Source organism: Bifidobacterium sp. LH_416 (genome assembly GCF_056357055.1).
On the sequence record NZ_JBKEVJ010000003.1, the window covers coordinates 57,451 to 74,819 of the forward strand.

Sequence of the window (17,369 nt, forward strand, 5' to 3'; positions counted from 1 at the left end):
TTGGGGTTGACAGACATATGAGTTTTACGTCCGCGAATGGCGAGTTTGCCACACGAGCGATTCATGCAGGGTATGCTCCCGCAGACTACGGTCATGCGGTGGTACCTCCTATCTACGCTTCCGCCGCATTCGACTTGGAGAATGCGGTACGAGGCGACGCTCTTGCCGGCGGCCTTATCGACGGATTTGAATATTCACGTGTAGCCAACCCCACTGTTGACGTGCTCGAAAAGCGTCTGGCAGCTCTGGAAGGTGGCATTGGAGCTGTAGCGCTCGGCTCGGGTATGGCAGCCGTAAGCTACGCCCTGATGTGCGCGGGCGAAGGCGGCGGAAGAGTCATCGCGCCCAGCAATCTGTATGGAGCAAGCGTTGACGCGCTCGGCGATTTCCTGCCGCAATTCGGCATTCATGCCGATTTCGTCAGCAACATTAATGATTTGGCTGAAGTGGAATCGCATATCGGTCCGGAGACGCGAGCCATTTTTGCTGAAACTGTAGCAAACCCGTCCACGGAACTCTTGGATATCGAGCCGCTCGCACAGTTGGCTCACCGCCATGGTATTGCGTTGATCGTCGATAATACGGTACCTACGCCGTACTTGCTGCGGCCAATCGAATTTGGCGCGGATATCGTGGTGCATTCCACCACCAAAGGCATCACCGGTCACGGCAATGCGATTGGCGGTGCCATCATCGACGGCGGTACTTTCGACTGGGCCAACGGCCGGTTCCCACAGTTCACTGCACAGCAGCAGGTCATCAGCGATGACCGTACTAACGAATGGCACAGTTTTGCGGAAAAGTTCGGCAAAGCTGCCTTCATCAAACGTATTCGTATCAAATATTTGCGCACATTTGGCGCGGTAGCTAGCCCGTTCAATGCATATCTATCATTGATTGGACTGGAAACATTACCGCAGCGTGTGAGCCAGCAAGTGGCCTCGGCACAACGCATTGCTGAACATTTAAGCCGTGCTGCGCATGTGATGAAAGTCAACTATTCAGGACTGGGATATACGCCTCAGTATGAGCTTGTGGGAAAGTATTTCCCGCGCGGCGTTGGCCAGATTCTTTCATTCCTAGTGGATGGCAGCGCAGACAATGTGCGCCGCATTATCGATGGCACCAAGCTGTTCTCTTACGTGCCCAATATTGGCGACGCGCGCTCGCTTATCGTAGACCCCGCGCATATTACGCATCGTGAGGTTCCCGTCGAAGCGCGCATCCGTGCCGGAGTCAGCGATAATCTAATTCGCCTATCCATTGGTTTGGAAGACGTCAACGATCTTATTGCAGATCTTGACCAGGCGATTGCCAATGCATACTAGGCAATCAATGATTCGCAGTCCACAGTTCGATTGTTCGTCCTGAGAAAAATCCGTGCTGTTATTCTTAGGTGACGTTTTAAGGGTTTGGAATTCATAAGAGGAGGATTCATCATGGCTATTGAAGTCTATGGCGCAACGTGGTGTGGTGATTGCAAGCAGGCTAAGCGCACGCTTGAGGAACTTGGCGCCGAATACAACTGGCACAATATCGAAACCGAGGAAGGTGCAGCTGATCGCGCTGTGGCCATCAGCGGTCAGCAGCATATTCCAGTGGTGCTGTACCCGGATGGTAGCTTCCAAGTGGAGCCTTCCGCAGTGGATATCAAGAACAAGGTTGGCGAACTGAGCCTGTAATCAGGCTTGCACCAAGTCTGCATTTGTTTGGTTCAATAGCCTTTCATAGACAACAGATATAGCAACGCCGCCGCGAATTGAGGTGAGCGGGGCTAGGTTGGCTGAGTAGACAACGGAAGGGTTCCGTTGCGCGATGGAATTTGCAGGAGTTTTGGGATGATTCAGATCAGGAATGTAAGCAAAAGCTTTGAAGGCACCACAGTGCTGGATGGGCTTGACCTTGACATTCCGCGCCAGAATGTGGTTACGGTTATCGGGCCTTCAGGTTCAGGCAAATCCACATTGCTGCGCATTCTGGATTTTCTCGAGCATGCTGATACTGGCACGGTGGATTTCGGCGACGGTCCAGTTGATTTGACCACTACCAAGGCCGCCGATATTCGTAAAGTGCGTTCCAAAATCGGGTTCGTGTTCCAAAACTACAACCTGTTTTTGAACAAGAATGCACTGGAGAATGTGGCCGAACCGCTGATTTATGCCAAGGGGCTGAAGCCTGCTGAGGCGCGCAAGATTGCCGCTGAGCAGCTTGACCGAGTGGGTCTGGCTGATTATCAGGATCGCTTCCCGAGCACCTTGTCCGGCGGTCAGCAGCAGCGTGTTGGCATCGCCCGCGCGGTTGCCATGAATCCGGAGCTGCTGGTGCTTGATGAGCCGACTTCGGCATTGGATCCTGAGATGGTGACCGGTGTGCTTGAGGTGATTAAGCAGCTCGGCAAGGATGGCATGACCATGCTGATGGTCACCCATGAAATGCGTTTCGCATATGAGGCGTCAAATCATGTGGTGTTCATTGAAGGCGGTCATGTGATTGAACAGGGCGATCCCAAGCAGATTTTCGAGCATCCACGCGAGGAGCGTACTGCGGAATTCCTGTCGTCTACTAATAATGTGCTCATGATTCCCGCATCTCGATAGCGGGAGCTGTGTTTTTCTTTATCAAGGTTTGTTGATTCAACCATTGATGACAATATCAAGAGAGGGGTTTGTCATGTCTCAGAATCACGTTATTCGCAAGGCTGTTGCTTTGCTTTCCGGTGTAGCCGTGCTGCTTTCGGTAGCTGCCTGCGGCTCCGCCTCCGCTTCTTCCAATGCCAGCGCTCTGGAGCAGGTCAAGCAGGCCGGCAAGATCGTGTTCGCCACGGAAGGTACGTACGCGCCGTTCAGCTACCACGATTCCAAAACCAACGAGCTGACCGGTTACGACGTTGAAGTAGCCAAGGCCATCGCCAAGGAAGTTGGCGTCAAGGCTGAGTTCGCTGAGGGTAGCTTCGACTCCCTGCTCGCCGGTGTGGACGCCAAGAAGTATGACACGGTTGCCGATCAGATTTCCGCCACCGATGAGCGTAAGGCCAAGTACGACTTCTCTGAACCGTACACCTATTCGTATGGCGTGGTGATCACCACCAAGGAGAACCCGAAGAACGTCACGTCCTTTGATGATGTCAAAGGTCTGCGCGCTGCTGAAACCGGTACCTCCAACTGGAACAAGACCGCTCAGGAGAAGGGTGCCACGATTGTTCAGGTCAATGACTTCGGCCAGCAGGTCGACGCCATCACTTCCGGCCGCGCTGACGTGTCGCTGAACGACGGTCTGGCTGCACTGGATTACCTGAAGCAAAAGCCTGACGCGGATATCAAGATCGCCGCCAAGAGCGAGAAGACTCCGGCCGCCTACCTGCCGTTCCGCAAGGGTAGCGATGACCTGGTCAAGGCCGTCAATGATGCCATCACCAAGCTGCAGAAGGATGGCACGCTGACCAAGATTTCCGAGAAGTACTTCGGCGAGGACTTCTCTCAGGAGTGATGAATCAGGCTTTTGAGCCTGGACGGCTCCTCTTACCTGAACAGTAAGAGGAGCCGATTGATGAACACCAACCAACAAAGGATGACTTCATGGATGCGCGAGTATGGGGAATAGTCGTCGATTCCTTTACTAAACTACTGATCCCCGGTATTACCGTTACCATTCCGCTGACACTGATTTCCTTTGCCATTGGTCTGCTGCTGGCGATTGTGGTGGCACTGGTTCGTGTGGCAAAAGTACCGGTGGCATCTCAGATTGCCTGGTTCTACATTTGGGTATTCCGCGGCACGCCTCTGCTGGTGCAATTGTTCGTCATCTTCTTCGGTCTGCCGTCGATTGGCATTACGATTCCGGCTCTGCCTTCCGCCGTGATTGCATTCTCGCTGAACGTGGGCGCTTATGCTGCCGAAACTTTGCGCGGCGCTATTCTGGCTGTGCCTAAGGGCCAGCTTGAGGCCGGTCTTGCAGCGAATATGCCGTATGTGACGATTATGCGGCGTATTATCCTGCCGCAGGCATTCCGCTCAGCATTCCCGGCACTGTTCAATTCCTTCATCGCATTGGTGAAGGACACGTCGCTGGCCGCCAATATTACGGTGGTGGAAATGTTCATGACCGCACAGCGCATTGTGGCCATTTACTATGAGCCGCTTGTGCTGTACATCGAAGTCGGTCTTATTTATCTGGTGTTCTGCACACTGCTGGGATGGTTGCAAGACTACTGCGAAAAGAAACTTAACGAACATTTCTAAATGTGATAGTGCAGGCGTCTTCCTTATGGAAGACGCCTTTTTTGTAATGAATGCAGGCTGAATTCTTTCAGACTTTGCGTGGACTCGTCTGAAAGGGGCTATCAATGCGATGCTGTGCACTGGTAGCATGGGACTCGTAAGCCGCGGCATAATGACATGCCGCGCTTGGCCCTTGAAAGGGGGACTTCAATGGCTACCGTCGCAGCTCTGTTGGGAGGAACTATGCTATTGCTGCTGATTCTGCTCATTATTGTTATCCTGCTGCTGTTCGCGGCTATTTTCGTAGTGCCGCAGCAACAGGCATATATCATCGAACGATTCGGTAAATTCCAGAAAGTGCAGTTTGCCGGTATCCATATTCGTATTCCGTTCGTCGACCGCATTGCGATGAAAACCAATATGCGAGTCAACCAGCTCAATGTGCAGTTGGAAACCAAGACGTTGGATAACGTGTTCGTCACCGTGGTGGCTTCCACGCAGTTCCGTGTGAATCCGAATGATGTTGCCACCGCATACTACGAGTTGCGCGATCCGGCCGGTCAGCTCCGCAGCTACATGGAGGATGCATTGCGTTCCGCTATTCCGGCTCTGAGCTTGGATGATGCTTTCGCTCGCAAGGATGATGTGGCCTTCGACGTGCAGAAGACCGTGGGCAACGAGATGAGCCGTTTCGGATTTACCGTGGTCAAGACCCTGATTACCGCTATCGATCCGAGCCCGCAGGTCAAGAACGCCATGGACTCCATCAACGCTGCTCAGCGTGAGAAGGAAGCCACTCGCCAGCGTGCTGAAGCCCAGCGTATTCAGATTGAAACTCAGGCTGCTGCTGACGCAGAGAAGACTCGTCTGCAGGGTGAAGGTCAGGCCAATTACCGCCGTGAAATCGCCAACGGTATTGTTGACCAGATCAAGAGCCTGCAGGCCGTGGGCATGAACATCAACGATGTGAACAACGTGGTGCTGTTCAACCAGTACCTCGACGTGATGCGCTCGCTGTCTGAATCCAACAACGCGAAGACCGTGGTGCTGCCTGCTTCCACTCCTGGCGGCTACCAGGACCTCTACGAGCAGGTCACCAAGGCCATGCTCACCGCCTCAGAAACCAAGTAACACGCCCCTTTTGGCTCCCCTCTGAACAAGGGGAGCCAAAAGGTCTATCGGGCCAAAAACTCTGGAATCGCCTCAGCGGCAGCGTAGCCCTTGCGATACATCATTTCCAGGCCTTCGAAGTTCTTCTTCAACGTATTGAGCCCGTACAAATCTTCCGGAGCCAGAATCAGCACTTTGCCTTCGGCTTCATAACGCTTCGCCAACTCGATTTCATCGTTATACGTCTTATACCGTTCACGTAACCGTTCGGCGGCAGCCGGATACGTGCGCTCCAAAATACGGGCAGGCGGCAAATCCTTACGCTGCTGGCGCACCTCATCGCGCAGACGCGAAAGAATCAGAATCACACGCTCGTATCCGTCATCCAACGCTTTTTGCACCGGTACCGGATCGGCAATGCCGCCATCGAAATACGGTACGCCATCAACCACATATGGTTCGCAGGCCACCGGCACGGCAGATGAAGCCTTGACAATATCAAAATCATCAAAACGAATACGGGACTTATCGAAATACTTCGCAGAACCATCCTCAGCGTTGCAAGCCACCACCGTAAAACCGGTAGGATTCGCCTCAAATGCGTCAAAATCCACCGGATACTCACCATCGTGGTTGCTTAACGTGCCATAAATATAGTCCAGATTCGCAAAGTTATGGTTCTTGAAGAAGCTTTCCGCGCTGGCATATTCCTTACGGAACGCGTACTTCGTATAGAACTTGTGGTTGCGGCCATGCTGACGTGCGATAAATGACGTCATATTGGCGGCGCCGGCGGAAACGCCGTAGCACATGTCCACATCAATACCGTCTTCCAGCATGCGATCCATCACACCGCAGCCGAAAATCGCGCGGAAGCCGCCGCCAACATCAATCATTGCTGTTTTGTACGTCATTCGAATGTTCCCTTCTTAAACCCAAGCTGGTTCTGAGCTTACGCGCGTTTATTGAACAAGGGGATAGTCAATACAGCCCGATGTGTAGGAATAGCTGCGCGTTGAGTATTGCTATCGATTGAGCAGCTCGTGCGAAAGCTGTGCGATGCGCTCAGACGGGTCGGAATTCGCTAGCTCAACTCCGCCAACGGCACCTTCAGGTGCCAGCTTGCCCAGTGATTCCAATACCACGCCCAAATGGCGCACAGTACCCTCATTGCCGTCGATAATGGCCGCACGTTCGGGCAACAGTTCACGGAAGTAATCCCTGTAGAACACGAAATGCGTGCAACCAAGCACCACTGAATCAATACGGTTCAAATCATATTGATCGAAATACCGGTGCAAGGTGCTCATCACGAGGTCATGATTGTCCAGCTGGCCGGACTCCACGATTTCCACCAGATCAGGGCACGGCTCCTTGTAAATCTCATTATCCGAGTCGAATCGCTCCATGAGTTTGGCGAATTTTTGTTCGCGCAGCGTCAGGGGAGTAGCGGCGACGATTACGCGCTGAGGAATATGATGCGGGTCGGATGGCACATCTCCTCGATCGCAAGCCACCTTCAACGCCGGTTCCATACCGATAATCGGAATGTCATACTGTTCGCGCAAATCGTTCACGGCTGCGGAAGTGGCGGTATTGCAAGCAATCACCACAGCCTTAACGCCTTGGTTGACGAACCGCTCCACGATGGCAAAACTCAGCGCTTTCACCTGCTCGGGTGTTTTCGTGCCATAAGGTGCGTTAGCTGAATCGCCGAAATACAGCACATGCTCGGCCGGCATATCTTTGGCGATTTGCCGTGCTACGGAAATGCCGCCAAGACCGGAATCGAACACGCCAATTGGAGCCGACGAACTCATGCCTGAATCCTTCCTGTCATTGTGTCGATTACTAGAGTACTCTTACAAGGCATGAGCCTTCCGAAACAAGTAACCAAAGCGCATGGCACCGGCAACGATTTCGTGGTCTACCTGGACCGCTCCGGCAAGTTTGAACCTACCGCAGAGGAAGTTCGATTCCTTTGCGACCGCCATTTCGGTATTGGCGCCGATGGTTTGATTCGTTTGACCCGCCCCGATTCCGTCTCTGATTTGAACGATGAGCAGATCGCGCAGATGCTTGCAGGCGGTGCGCGATGGTTTATGGATTATCGCAATGCTGACGGCTCGCTGGCTGAAATGTGCGGCAATGGTACGCGTGCCATCACCTTGTTCGCCCAGCGAGAAGGTGTGGCGGATTCCACCGAGCCGTTCCGTCTCGGCACGCGTGCAGGCGTAAAGATTCTGACGCCTAAGGGCAATATGAAGCCGTATGGTGCGGACGTGTTCCAAGTGGAAATGGGTGCTTGGAAGATTGGTGAGATTGACGCCTATGAGGTGACGATTCCCGGCACTGAAGGTTCGGCTCGTGGCACGTTCGTGGATATGGGCAATCCGCATGTGGTGGCGGTTATCGAGGATGCGTTCGCTTCACTGCCGGTGGTTGAAGATCTTGATCTGGTTACCAAGCCGGTGGTTACGCCTGAGATTGAATCTGACCAAAACGTGGAATTCGTGCGTATCGATGATATCGATGAGAATGCCGGCACCGGTGAGGCCACTATGCGTGTGAACGAACGCGGTTGTGGCGAGACGCTGTCGTGCGGCACTGGATTGTGCGCCACCGGCATTGTGCTTCGTGCCAAAACCGGTATTGATCACTGGGATATTACTGTGCGCGGTGGCACGCTGCGTGTCGACATCACCGATGACGATGTGAAGCTCACGGGTGCCGCCACGCTCGTAGCCGATATCACCCTGCTGTAGCAGTATCTAGGCTCCCCTCCCGGAGGGGAGCCAAAACTTACGCTGCAAACAGTGCTGCGCCTTCGGTGACTACAATCAGCGCCACAATAGCCACAATCCACAGCACGTCGACCATCAAGTCGAAGTTGAGTCGATAGTACTTGTTCAAGCCAGCCGGCACTTCACCGGTAGCCTTGCTGCTCGGCAGCTCTTGCACGGCTACCGTCGCATGACTCAACGCCATGAACTGAATAGTGGTGGAGAACATCAGCGTCAAGCACCAAGGGCAAAGCGCATGAATCACAAACAATGATTGAGTGCTGAGCCAATACGAATAGGCGAGTGCCGCCAAACCGCCCAGCCACGTGCAAGTGGCAAACCATCGCGGCACGCGTACGCGAGCCAAGCCAATCACCGCAATGGTAATGAATACGGATTCGGCTGCAATGCCAAAGAATGCATTCGGATAGCTGAGCCCACCGAACTTGATGATTTCAGCCTGCCAGGATTGCGCCACAGTAGTGCAGGAGATGACGGCGTTGACATCACAGCCAAGCTGCGTCTCTGGATGCCGAGCCAATTGCAGCGTCTCGGCAGACAGAATGAATGAAGTGCCCAGCGCAATCACTGAGGCGATCAGCATAATCAGATACGTCCACGTGGCACTATGACGCCAGCCGGTGAGCGCTGTTGCCGGTGCTATGGATTCCATTGGCTCTTCGGTGGCCTGAGTCTGTTCGGTGGTTTGCTTGGCGTTACTGTTGCGAGTCATGATTCCCCTCCAGATGTGATTGTGCACTACCTTAGCTGTGACCCTCGCCGTACCGCTGTGGGAAAAGCGGTATGTGAATAGGTACTAAAGAGGCGGATGATGCACGTCAATCGTGGTGTGACCGCATTGATGCGGTTACGATGGAAGGTATGACTGGATATGAGATGCCTGTGGCTCCGCCGACGGCCGGCTGGGATATTCACTGCCACACCGTGTTCTCCGATGGTACGGAGACGCCGGCCACGCTTGCTTGCATGTGCAAGAAGCAGGGGTTGAAGGGCGTTGCTATTTCCGATCATGACACCACTGCAGGCTGGGCCGAAGCTGAGGCGGGGGCTACTGCTGTGGGATTGCCTTTGCTGCGGGGCACTGAAATCACTGCTACTGATCAGGATGTTTCAGTGCATATGCTGGGCTTCCAATATGACCCGAATAATCCTCATATCGTTGATTTGTTTGCTTCCACGCGGGCTGCGCGCCTCAAGCGCACGCAGCGCATGGTGGAATTGATGTCTCATGATTATCCGATTTCTTGGGAGTCGGTATTGGCTCAAGTCAAAGAAGGCAGCAAAACCACTATTGGCCGCCCGCATATCGCCGATGCGTTGGTGAGTGCTGGCGTGTACCAGAATCGTTCTGAAGCGTTTGCTGACGCTGTGAATTCGACGTCGAAATACTATATTCCCACTCCTTCACCGACCTCGCATGAAGTGGTGGCTGCAATCAAAGAGGCCGGTGGCGTGATTCTTATTGCTCATCCCGGTGATGCGAGCCGTAATCGTCGGTTGCTTTCCGATGAGCAGATTGAGGCCTTGGTGCATGAAGGCTTGGATGGTCTTGAAGTATGGCATCGTGGTAATTCGCCGGAACAGCGTGTGCGGTTGCTTGAGCTATGCCGAAAGTTCCATCTGCTGGTTACTGGAGGTTCCGACTGGCATGGCAAAGGCAAGCCGAACCTCTTGGGAGAGAACCTCACTGACGATGCGACGGTAGCGGAAATCGTCAGCCGAGGTGTGCTGCCGTTGTACCGCTAGCCGGTCGAATTTCCTTTGATTTTGCTCGCGTGTCGCGGAGTTTGACATTTTGGTACACAGGTGTATCATCATAGGTATTGGTACACAGCTGTACCAAAGAAACATCCCGAAACAATGGGGTAGGAGGAGAACAATCATGCGCAACATCAAGAAGGTCATCGCGGCAACCGCGGCAGTCGCCACGCTCGTCGGCCTCGCAGCTTGCGGAAACGGTAGCAGTGACAGCAGCGCCAACAAGGGTGATGCCGATAACGCCGAACTCGTGTTCTGGGGCTGGGATTCCGGCAACTCGATGAAGGACATCATCGCCAAGTTTGAAAAGGCCAACCCTGGCATCACCGTGAAGTTCAACAACACCGGTACCGCCGAGAAGACCTCCACCGCGCTCTCCAACGCTATCGCAGCCGGCAATGGTGCTCCGGATGTGGTGATGCTCGAAGATCCGACCGTCACCCAGTTCGCCGTCACCGATGGTCTCGTGGACCTGAGCGAGTTCGGTGCGGACAAGCTGGCCGACGACTTTGCAGCCGGCCCGTGGAATAAGCTCCAGTACAACAGCAAGCCGTACGCACTGCCGATTGATTCCGGCCCGGAAATGTTCTTCTACAACAAGGCCGTCTTCGACAAGGCCGGCGTGGATGGCGAATCCATCAAGACTTGGGATGACTACTACGAGGCAGCCAAGAAGATTCGCGCCACCGGATCCTACATCACCAACCTGGCTGGCACCTCCGGCGACTATCAGCCGTTCACCGCACAGATCTGGCAGGCCGGCGCCCAGCCGTGGAAGGTTGATGGCGAGAACATCACCATCAACATGACCAAGGACGAAGGCATGCAGCGTTACATCAAGTTCGTCCAGAAGCTCATCGACGAAGACCTCGTCGACACTAAGACCCCAAACTGGTCCGATGACTGGAACCGTGAGCTCAACGACGGCACCATCGCATCCCTGACCATCGGCGCTTGGATGCCGATCAACCTGATGACCGGTGCTCCTGACCAGGCTGGCAACTGGCGCGTCGCCCAGCTGCCGCAGTGGAACGAAGGCGATGAGGTTTCCGCTGAAGATGGTGGTTCCGCACTTGCCGTGGTCAAGCTCTCCAAGAACCAGGCCGCTGCTTACAAGTTCGTCGAATACATGACCCACGGTGATGGCGCTCAGGTCATGGCCGACACCGGTACCTTCCCGTCCCTGAAGAAGATCCTCACCTCTGACTCCTTCACCGACCCCACCACTGAAGCCAACAAGAAGACCAACGATTACTTCGGCGGCCAGAACGTGAACGAAGTCCTCTCCGAAGCCGCACAGCGTCCGACCGAGAAGTTCCAGTACCTGCCGTACAACCCGTTCGCACAGTCCGCTTACGGTGATGAAGTCTCCAAGGCCTACACCGGCGAAATCACCCTGGAACAGGCTCTGACGAACTACGGCAAGAAGCTGGCCGAGCAGGGCGAACAGCAGGGCTACACCGTCACCGTCAAGTAATCCAATAACCAACACCTGATTCCGCCGCTTCCCATCCCAGTACCGTGGCGGCGGATCACACACCACAAGAGGCCGAGCCGTTCACTCCTTCCGCTAGGCCTACAATCCCAAGGCGGGGATGCTCCCCAAGGTATCCCCGCCTTGTCATGTCTGAATCCATGTCTGTAATCCGCCGAACATTTTCCCGATAGTGATAAGCATCTGACCATTTCATGAATCGGCGTCGATCACACACATTGACAAGAAAGTTGTCCAACATGTCAGCACACACAACGACTGCAACTGCGCAGAACGTGGGTATCCTGCCCGAAAAAGCAGACCTGCACACGCCCGAGGCGCGAATTAACAAGCATAAGGCTGATTGGCGAGGCTGGAAGTTCATGTGGCCATTCGCCTTGGTGTTCATCTTCGTCTTTATTATTCCAATCTGCTACGCCATTTACATTTCGTTCTTTAAGAAGCAGATGATCGGCGGTACGAAGTTCGTCGGTCTGGAGAACTACCAGCGCCTGCTGGTGGACCAGCAGTTCTGGAGCTCCGTAGGCCGCGTGGCACTATTCACCATCTTCCAGGTGCCGGTGATGCTGTTCCTGGCCGCCGCCATGGCATTGGCCTTGGACTCGATGAAGTTGCACGGTACTAAGTTCTTCCGTATCTCCACCTTCCTGCCATACGCAGTGCCCGCCGTGGTCTCCACGTTGATCTGGGGCTTCGTATACGGTGCGAAGTACGGCCTGGTTGGCTCGTTCAACGACTTCTTCGGAACCAATATCGACGTGCTAAGCCCCGATGTTTTGCTCGCCGCCATCGCAAACATCAATACGTGGGAGTTCACCGGCTATAACATGCTGATCTTCTACAGCTCCCTGTCCACGATTCCGCACTCCCTGTATGAGGCCGCCTCTATCGATGGTGCTTCCGAGTGGCAGATTGTGAAGAGCATCAAGCTTCCTGAGCTCAAGGGCTCCCTGGCCATTACCGTGATCTTCTCGATTATCGGTTCGTTCCAGTTGTTCAACGAGCCTTCCATTTTGCAGAACATGGTGCCGGGCAACGCGATCACCACGTACTACACGCCGAACATGTACGCGTACAACCTGAGCTTCTCCGGTAACCAGAGCAATTACGCCGCTGCACTGGCCATTGTCATGGCTGTCATCACGATGGCTATCGCTTACATTGTGCAGCTGAAGAGCATGAAGGAGCAGATGAAGTAATCATGAGCACTGCAACAACTTCTACCACCTCCCGCCTGACCGCGGCTGAACTGAAGGCTCAGGAGAAGGCCGCTAAGGCTGCTGAGAAGGCTCGCCAGAAGCGTATTGCTGCTGACGAAAAGGCCGAACGCAAGCGTGCAGCCAAGAACGGTTTCTCCAATCCGGCCAACCCGACCCGCTCCATCGCGCTGACGGTAGTGTGCGCAATCTTTGCCATCTACTGCCTGTTCCCGTTCGTCTACCTGATGATCAACGCTACGAAGACGCAGGCTGACTTCACCTCGACCTTTGGCCTCGGCTTCGGTAAGACGTTCGCCTTGTGGGACAACATTGTCACCGTGTTCACTTATCAGGACGGCATCTTCGGCCGTTGGTTCATCAACACGATTCTCTACGTGGTGGTCGGTGCCGGTGGTGCAACCTTGCTGGCTATTATGGGTGGCTATGCACTGGCGAAGTTCCGCTTCCCGGGCCGCAACCTGTGCTTCGCCATCATCATTGGTGCTATCTCCGTGCCGGGCATTGCGTTGGCTGTGCCGCAGTTCCTCCTGTTCGCCAAGCTGAACCTGACGAACACCCCATGGTCCATGATTATCCCGAGCTTGGTTTCCACCTTCGGCCTGTACCTGATGTGGATTTTCTCCGATCAGGCTGTGCCGGATGAACTGCTGGAAGCCGCACGAGTGGATGGCGCAGGAGAGTTCCGTACCTTCTTCCAAATCTCTCTGCCGTTGCTGGCACCCGGCATTGTGACCACCGCATTGTTCGCCATCGTGGCTACGTGGAATAACTACTTCCTGCCGTTGATCATGTTGAAGGATTCCAACTGGTACCCGCTGACCATTGGTTTGAACCAGTGGAAGGATCAGGCATCGACTGCTGGCGGTCAGGCCATTCAGAACCTGGTGATTACCGGTTCGTTGATCACGATCATCCCGCTGGTAATTTCCTTCCTGTGCCTGCAGAAGTACTGGCAGTCTGGTTTGGCGGCTGGTGCTGTTAAGGAGTGATGTGGAGGAGGAGTCGGCTTCGCCGACACGGTGGTGTTGCCGCCTGTCGGCGGGGTCTCTCCCTCCGTCAGCCTTCGGCTGACACCTCCCTCGTCAGAGGGAGGCTCAATAAGGCTCCTCTAAGGGAGGGGAGCCAAGACAGGTAGTGCGGTACTGGTTCTATAGCCGATTCGATTAAAGGATTTGATTGATATGACTACTCGCAGAGCGTTCTCTTGGCCGTCATTGTTGACGCAGAACGGTCGCGGCATCGCATTCGGCGGTGATTACAACCCTGATCAGTGGCCGGACAGTGTTGTCGACGACGATATCCGTTTGATGCGCGAGGCACACGTGAATACCGTGGCACTGGCGATTTTCAGCTGGGACCGGATCGAGCCGGTCGAGGGTGAGTTCACGTTCGAATGGCTCGATGGGATTATCGACAAGCTTGGGAAGGCCGGCATCGCAGTCGACCTGGCCTCGGCCACAGCTTCGGCACCGATGTGGTTGTACGCCAAGCATCCAGAAGTGCTTCCCGTCGATAAATACGGTCATATCGTCAATCCAGGCTCCCGCCAGTCATGGCAGCCGACCAGCCCGGTATTCAAGGACTACGCACTCACCCTATGCCGTAAGCTCGCCGAACACTACAAAGACAATCCAACTGTCACCGCTTGGCATCTGGGCAACGAATACGGTTGGAATAACCGATACGATTACTCGGACAACGCTCTCACAGCATTCCGCACATGGTGCGAAGCCAAATACGGCACCATCGATGCGTTGAACGCAGCATGGGGCACGGCATTCTGGTCCCAGCACGTGAACTCGTTCGAGGAAGTATTGCTGCCGCGGCACATGGGCGGTGACGCCATGGTCAATCCTGCCCAGCAGCTCGACTATGAGCGATTCGGCAACGACATGCTACTCGACTTCTATAAGGCCGAACGCGACGCCATCGAACAGATTTGCCCCGGCAAGCCGTTCACCACAAACTTCATGGTCTCCACCGACCAATGCACGATGGATTACGCCCAGTGGGCCAAAGAAGTGGACTTCGTTTCCAACGACCATTACTTCCATGAAGGCGAATCCCATGTGGATGAATTGCTCTGCTCGGATGCGCTTATGAATTCCCTTGCACTGGGCAAGCCGTGGTATGTGATGGAGCATTCCACATCCGCCGTGCAATGGAAGCCGTTGAACACGCGTAAGCGTCACGGCGAATTGATGCGCGACGCCCTAGCCCATGTGGCCATGGGTGCCGACGCCATCAACTTCTTCCAATGGCGTCAATCCGCATCCGGCGCCGAAGCATTCCATTCGGCCATGCTGCCCCACGCCGGCGAGAACTCCAAGATTTTCCGCGGCGTATGCGAGCTCGGCAAGGCTCTGGAAACACTGTCTGATGCGGGCTTGCAAGGCACCGAATTGCAGCGCTCGAATACGGCCATCCTGTTCAGTGCGGAATCCGAATGGGCCACACGCTCCCAGACCCTGCCCAGCATGAAACTCAACCATTGGCATGACGTGCGCGACTGGTATCGCGGGCTTCTGGACGCAGGCCACCGTGCCGACGTGGTTCCGCTAGCCTACGATTGGAGCGACTACCAGACGATCATCCTGCCTACAGTGCTGGCATTGTCCGATCAGGACGTACAGCGCATCGTAGACTTCGCACACAACGGTGGCACAGTTATTATCGGCTATGCCACAGGACTGATCGACGAGCATTTCCGAATCGGCCTCGGCGGATACCCGGGAGCTGGCAATGGTCTCCTGCGCACTATGCTCGGCATACGCAGCGAGGAATTCAACATCCTCGGAGCCGAAGCTGAAGGCGAGCCGAGTGAAATTCGTCTATCCAACGGCCTGACCACTCAACTCTGGCAAAACGATGTGACTTCCATCGCATCCGATACCCAGGTGATTGCCTCCTACACGGGTGCTGAAGCTGCTAGCTGGGAACTGGATAATGTTCCCGCTATCACCAGCCATCCGTATGGTGCGGGAACCGCCATCTATGTTGGATGCGATATGAATCGCAACGGCATTGCAACCTTGGCAAAGGCGCTCAATATTGGCGATGATGATTCTCGAATCGTGCACACGACTCGACGAATGCCAGATGGTGCTGTGGTGTTTGACTTCTATCTCAATAGGGATACGCAGCCGGTCACCATGACGCATATCCAGGGTGATCCGGTTATCGCATACCGTTGCGAAGCTGGTAATGCGATGGGCGAGTACGTGTGTGAGACGAACGCCATACTCATCACCAAGCGAGTAGAATAGCGTCGTTATTGATTCAATACACGGTATGACGAGGTGGTTCACGTGAGCGAGACACATCCGGGCACAAAGAGGCGCGTAACGTTACGCGACGTGGCTCAGACAGCTGGTGTCTCGCTCAAAACCGCCTCGAATGTGATTAACGGTTCCGGCCGTATGAGCAGCGAGACCCGAACCAAGGTCGAGGCGGTTATCAAAGAACTTGGTTATCAGGTGAATGTGGCCGCGCGCAACCTGAACCGCAATCATACGGGGTTCATTACGCTCGCTGTGCCCTCGCTTACCCCTCCATATTTGGCTGAACTGGCGAATCGTACGATTGATGCCGCGCGGCAGCATGATTACTCCGTATATGTGACCACCTACGCGGAAGGATCCGCTAAAGGTGCCCGTGATTTGTTGAAGAAATTCAATTCCACGGTATCCGATGGCATGATTCTCTCCATGAGTGAGGTGGAAAACATCAGCAAGAAAGATCTTGACGTTGATTTTCCTCTTGTTGTGGTGGGTGCGCGTACCACGTGGGGCATCGCCGATCATGTGACTCCGGATGATGTGAATGCGGCGGCTCAGGCAGCAGGATATCTCTATGATCATGGATCCAGCAGGCTTGCCGTAATCGGTGCCCGAGGCGTTTATGATGAAGCTGCATTGCTGCAATCCATTGAAGGCAATGCGCAACTTCGTCTGCGAGGTGTTATCGAAGAAGCACATCGCAGGGGAGTGGAGATTGACCCCCGTCTGGTGGGCACCACCGATCAGGATTGGACTATTGGCGCTGGCGCACGTGTGACGCAACAACTTATCGACTCAGGTGTGCCTTTTGACGGCGTTGTGGCGTTGAACGATCAGCTGGCTATCGGCGCACTGACCGCATTGCGCATATCAGGATATGATGTGCCGCAGCAAGTACAGGTTATTGGCTTCGACAACATTGAAGAAGCGCCTTATTTGCAGATTCCATTGACCACTATGGATTCCAGACTGGAATGGACTGCACCTACTGCAGTAAATCGCATCCTTGGGCGTATCCGTGGAGAATTCATCAAGCCGGAATTATTGACCTGCTCGTCGCAGGTTATCGCGCGAGCTTCCACACGATAGCTTCTTGCTGATTGAGGGGTAATCGCGCAAAACAGTGCGGCATAGTGATATGCCAACACAAAAAATGGGTTCTTTCTGACTGCTCATAGTCAGAAAGAACCCATTTTCAGTCTGTTGCGGCACCGATCACAGTGCGCCGAAGCCTACAGCATGCTTGGTATCGGAGCCAATAATCGCGTAGCCCAGTGCCTTGCCCGGCACAATAATGCGGCGGCCCTTATCATCGGTCAGATCAATGGTCGTACCCTCAGAAACAGCCTGAGCGATAATCTTGCTGACCTCATCTGCGGACTGTTCGGTGCCGAAGTTGACCGGACGTGCCACATTCTGAATGCCCAATTCGATATCCATAATGCTCCTTGATAGCGGGAAAATGGTTGTGTGTACTTGTTATTGTG

Annotated in this window: 17 protein-coding genes; 13 read left to right on the top strand and 4 right to left on the bottom strand. The window is 54.4% G+C overall.

The features are described 5' to 3' along the window. Positions 1–17 precede the first annotated feature (17 nt). The 6 genes from AC1AY0_RS07380 to AC1AY0_RS07405 all read left to right on the top strand — a co-directional run bounded on the left by AC1AY0_RS07380 (position 18) and on the right by AC1AY0_RS07405 (position 5,348). Positions 18–1,328, top strand: a complete 1,311-nt coding sequence (locus AC1AY0_RS07380; protein WP_476523658.1) for an O-acetylhomoserine aminocarboxypropyltransferase/cysteine synthase family protein — start codon at positions 18–20, stop codon at positions 1,326–1,328. A 111-nt stretch (positions 1,329–1,439) separates the two neighbouring features. Beyond that, the gene (locus AC1AY0_RS07385) at positions 1,440–1,682 is read left to right on the top strand and encodes a mycoredoxin (protein ID WP_476523656.1); all 243 of its coding nucleotides are present in this window, start codon (positions 1,440–1,442) and stop codon (positions 1,680–1,682) included. Positions 1,683–1,838: 156 nt separating this feature from the next. Continuing rightward, positions 1,839–2,597: an amino acid ABC transporter ATP-binding protein gene (locus tag AC1AY0_RS07390; protein WP_476523654.1), complete on the top strand. Its 759-nt coding sequence runs from the start codon at positions 1,839–1,841 to the stop codon at positions 2,595–2,597. Between the two features lie 73 nt (positions 2,598–2,670). Continuing rightward, positions 2,671–3,486, top strand: coding sequence for a transporter substrate-binding domain-containing protein (locus AC1AY0_RS07395; protein ID WP_476523653.1), 816 nt, complete (start codon positions 2,671–2,673; stop codon positions 3,484–3,486). An 89-nt stretch (positions 3,487–3,575) separates the two neighbouring features. Then, the gene (locus AC1AY0_RS07400; RefSeq protein ID WP_476523652.1) at positions 3,576–4,238 is read left to right on the top strand and encodes an amino acid ABC transporter permease; all 663 of its coding nucleotides are present in this window, start codon (positions 3,576–3,578) and stop codon (positions 4,236–4,238) included. A 222-nt stretch (positions 4,239–4,460) separates the two neighbouring features. Continuing rightward, positions 4,461–5,348, top strand: a complete 888-nt coding sequence (locus AC1AY0_RS07405) for an SPFH domain-containing protein (RefSeq protein WP_476523824.1) — start codon at positions 4,461–4,463, stop codon at positions 5,346–5,348. A gap of 44 nt (positions 5,349–5,392) precedes the next feature. Here the strand turns inward: AC1AY0_RS07405 and AC1AY0_RS07410 are convergent, their stop codons facing one another. Both AC1AY0_RS07410 and murI read right to left on the bottom strand, forming a co-directional pair. Next, positions 5,393–6,241 (bottom strand): patatin family protein, encoded by an 849-nt coding sequence (locus AC1AY0_RS07410; RefSeq protein WP_476523650.1) that lies wholly within the window; start codon positions 6,239–6,241, stop codon positions 5,393–5,395. A gap of 111 nt (positions 6,242–6,352) precedes the next feature. Continuing rightward, complete coding sequence (gene murI / locus AC1AY0_RS07415; protein WP_476523649.1) at positions 6,353–7,147, bottom strand: glutamate racemase; 795 nt, start codon at positions 7,145–7,147, stop codon at positions 6,353–6,355. Positions 7,148–7,198: 51 nt separating this feature from the next. On the opposite strand from murI, the gene dapF reads away from it, so the two are divergent. After that, positions 7,199–8,092: a diaminopimelate epimerase gene (gene dapF, locus AC1AY0_RS07420; protein WP_476523648.1), complete on the top strand. Its 894-nt coding sequence runs from the start codon at positions 7,199–7,201 to the stop codon at positions 8,090–8,092. A gap of 37 nt (positions 8,093–8,129) precedes the next feature. Here the strand turns inward: dapF and AC1AY0_RS07425 are convergent, their stop codons facing one another. Next, positions 8,130–8,843, bottom strand: a complete 714-nt coding sequence (locus AC1AY0_RS07425; RefSeq protein WP_476523646.1) for a vitamin K epoxide reductase family protein — start codon at positions 8,841–8,843, stop codon at positions 8,130–8,132. Between the two features lie 140 nt (positions 8,844–8,983). Here AC1AY0_RS07425 and AC1AY0_RS07430 point away from each other — a divergent pair, with 140 nt between their 5' ends. The 6 genes from AC1AY0_RS07430 (at position 8,984) to AC1AY0_RS07455 (ending at position 16,971) form a co-directional block, all read left to right on the top strand. Further along, a complete protein-coding gene (locus AC1AY0_RS07430) occupies positions 8,984–9,877 on the top strand; it encodes a PHP domain-containing protein (RefSeq protein WP_476523645.1) in 894 nt (297 codons plus the stop codon). Between the two features lie 136 nt (positions 9,878–10,013). Beyond that, the gene (locus AC1AY0_RS07435) at positions 10,014–11,366 is read left to right on the top strand and encodes an ABC transporter substrate-binding protein (protein WP_476523644.1); all 1,353 of its coding nucleotides are present in this window, start codon (positions 10,014–10,016) and stop codon (positions 11,364–11,366) included. A gap of 257 nt (positions 11,367–11,623) precedes the next feature. Then, entirely contained in the window at positions 11,624–12,583 is a 960-nt protein-coding gene (locus tag AC1AY0_RS07440) for a carbohydrate ABC transporter permease (RefSeq protein WP_476523642.1), read from the top strand. A gap of 2 nt (positions 12,584–12,585) precedes the next feature. Next, a complete protein-coding gene (locus AC1AY0_RS07445; RefSeq protein WP_476523640.1) occupies positions 12,586–13,593 on the top strand; it encodes a carbohydrate ABC transporter permease in 1,008 nt (335 codons plus the stop codon). A gap of 192 nt (positions 13,594–13,785) precedes the next feature. Beyond that, positions 13,786–15,870, top strand: coding sequence for a beta-galactosidase (locus tag AC1AY0_RS07450; RefSeq protein WP_476526137.1), 2,085 nt, complete (start codon positions 13,786–13,788; stop codon positions 15,868–15,870). A gap of 42 nt (positions 15,871–15,912) precedes the next feature. Beyond that, positions 15,913–16,971 carry a LacI family DNA-binding transcriptional regulator gene (locus tag AC1AY0_RS07455; RefSeq protein WP_476523637.1) on the top strand — a complete coding sequence of 353 codons (1,059 nt, stop codon included), beginning with the start codon at positions 15,913–15,915 and terminating at the stop codon, positions 16,969–16,971. Between the two features lie 126 nt (positions 16,972–17,097). On the opposite strand, the gene AC1AY0_RS07460 is transcribed toward AC1AY0_RS07455, so the two are convergent. Beyond that, a complete protein-coding gene (locus tag AC1AY0_RS07460) occupies positions 17,098–17,322 on the bottom strand; it encodes a DUF3107 domain-containing protein (protein WP_476523636.1) in 225 nt (74 codons plus the stop codon). Positions 17,323–17,369: the final 47 nt, after the last annotated feature.

What these genes read in the sequence shown, in the direction of transcription:
- AC1AY0_RS07380 (WP_476523658.1), top strand. Translation starts at nt 18, where the DNA reads ATGAGTTTTACGTCCGCGAATGGCGAGTTTGCCACACGAGCGATTCAT.
- AC1AY0_RS07385 (WP_476523656.1), top strand. Translation starts at nt 1,440, where the DNA reads ATGGCTATTGAAGTCTATGGCGCAACGTGGTGTGGTGATTGCAAGCAG.
- AC1AY0_RS07390 (WP_476523654.1), top strand. Translation starts at nt 1,839, where the DNA reads ATGATTCAGATCAGGAATGTAAGCAAAAGCTTTGAAGGCACCACAGTG.
- AC1AY0_RS07395 (WP_476523653.1), top strand. Translation starts at nt 2,671, where the DNA reads ATGTCTCAGAATCACGTTATTCGCAAGGCTGTTGCTTTGCTTTCCGGT.
- AC1AY0_RS07400 (WP_476523652.1), top strand. Translation starts at nt 3,576, where the DNA reads ATGGATGCGCGAGTATGGGGAATAGTCGTCGATTCCTTTACTAAACTA.
- AC1AY0_RS07405 (WP_476523824.1), top strand. Translation starts at nt 4,461, where the DNA reads ATGCTATTGCTGCTGATTCTGCTCATTATTGTTATCCTGCTGCTGTTC.
- AC1AY0_RS07410 (WP_476523650.1), bottom strand. Translation starts at nt 6,241, where the DNA reads ATGACGTACAAAACAGCAATGATTGATGTTGGCGGCGGCTTCCGCGCG.
- murI (WP_476523649.1), bottom strand. Translation starts at nt 7,147, where the DNA reads ATGAGTTCGTCGGCTCCAATTGGCGTGTTCGATTCCGGTCTTGGCGGC.
- dapF (WP_476523648.1), top strand. Translation starts at nt 7,199, where the DNA reads ATGAGCCTTCCGAAACAAGTAACCAAAGCGCATGGCACCGGCAACGAT.
- AC1AY0_RS07425 (WP_476523646.1), bottom strand. Translation starts at nt 8,843, where the DNA reads ATGACTCGCAACAGTAACGCCAAGCAAACCACCGAACAGACTCAGGCC.
- AC1AY0_RS07430 (WP_476523645.1), top strand. Translation starts at nt 8,984, where the DNA reads ATGGAAGGTATGACTGGATATGAGATGCCTGTGGCTCCGCCGACGGCC.
- AC1AY0_RS07435 (WP_476523644.1), top strand. Translation starts at nt 10,014, where the DNA reads ATGCGCAACATCAAGAAGGTCATCGCGGCAACCGCGGCAGTCGCCACG.
- AC1AY0_RS07440 (WP_476523642.1), top strand. Translation starts at nt 11,624, where the DNA reads ATGTCAGCACACACAACGACTGCAACTGCGCAGAACGTGGGTATCCTG.
- AC1AY0_RS07445 (WP_476523640.1), top strand. Translation starts at nt 12,586, where the DNA reads ATGAGCACTGCAACAACTTCTACCACCTCCCGCCTGACCGCGGCTGAA.
- AC1AY0_RS07450 (WP_476526137.1), top strand. Translation starts at nt 13,786, where the DNA reads ATGACTACTCGCAGAGCGTTCTCTTGGCCGTCATTGTTGACGCAGAAC.
- AC1AY0_RS07460 (WP_476523636.1), bottom strand. Translation starts at nt 17,322, where the DNA reads ATGGATATCGAATTGGGCATTCAGAATGTGGCACGTCCGGTCAACTTC.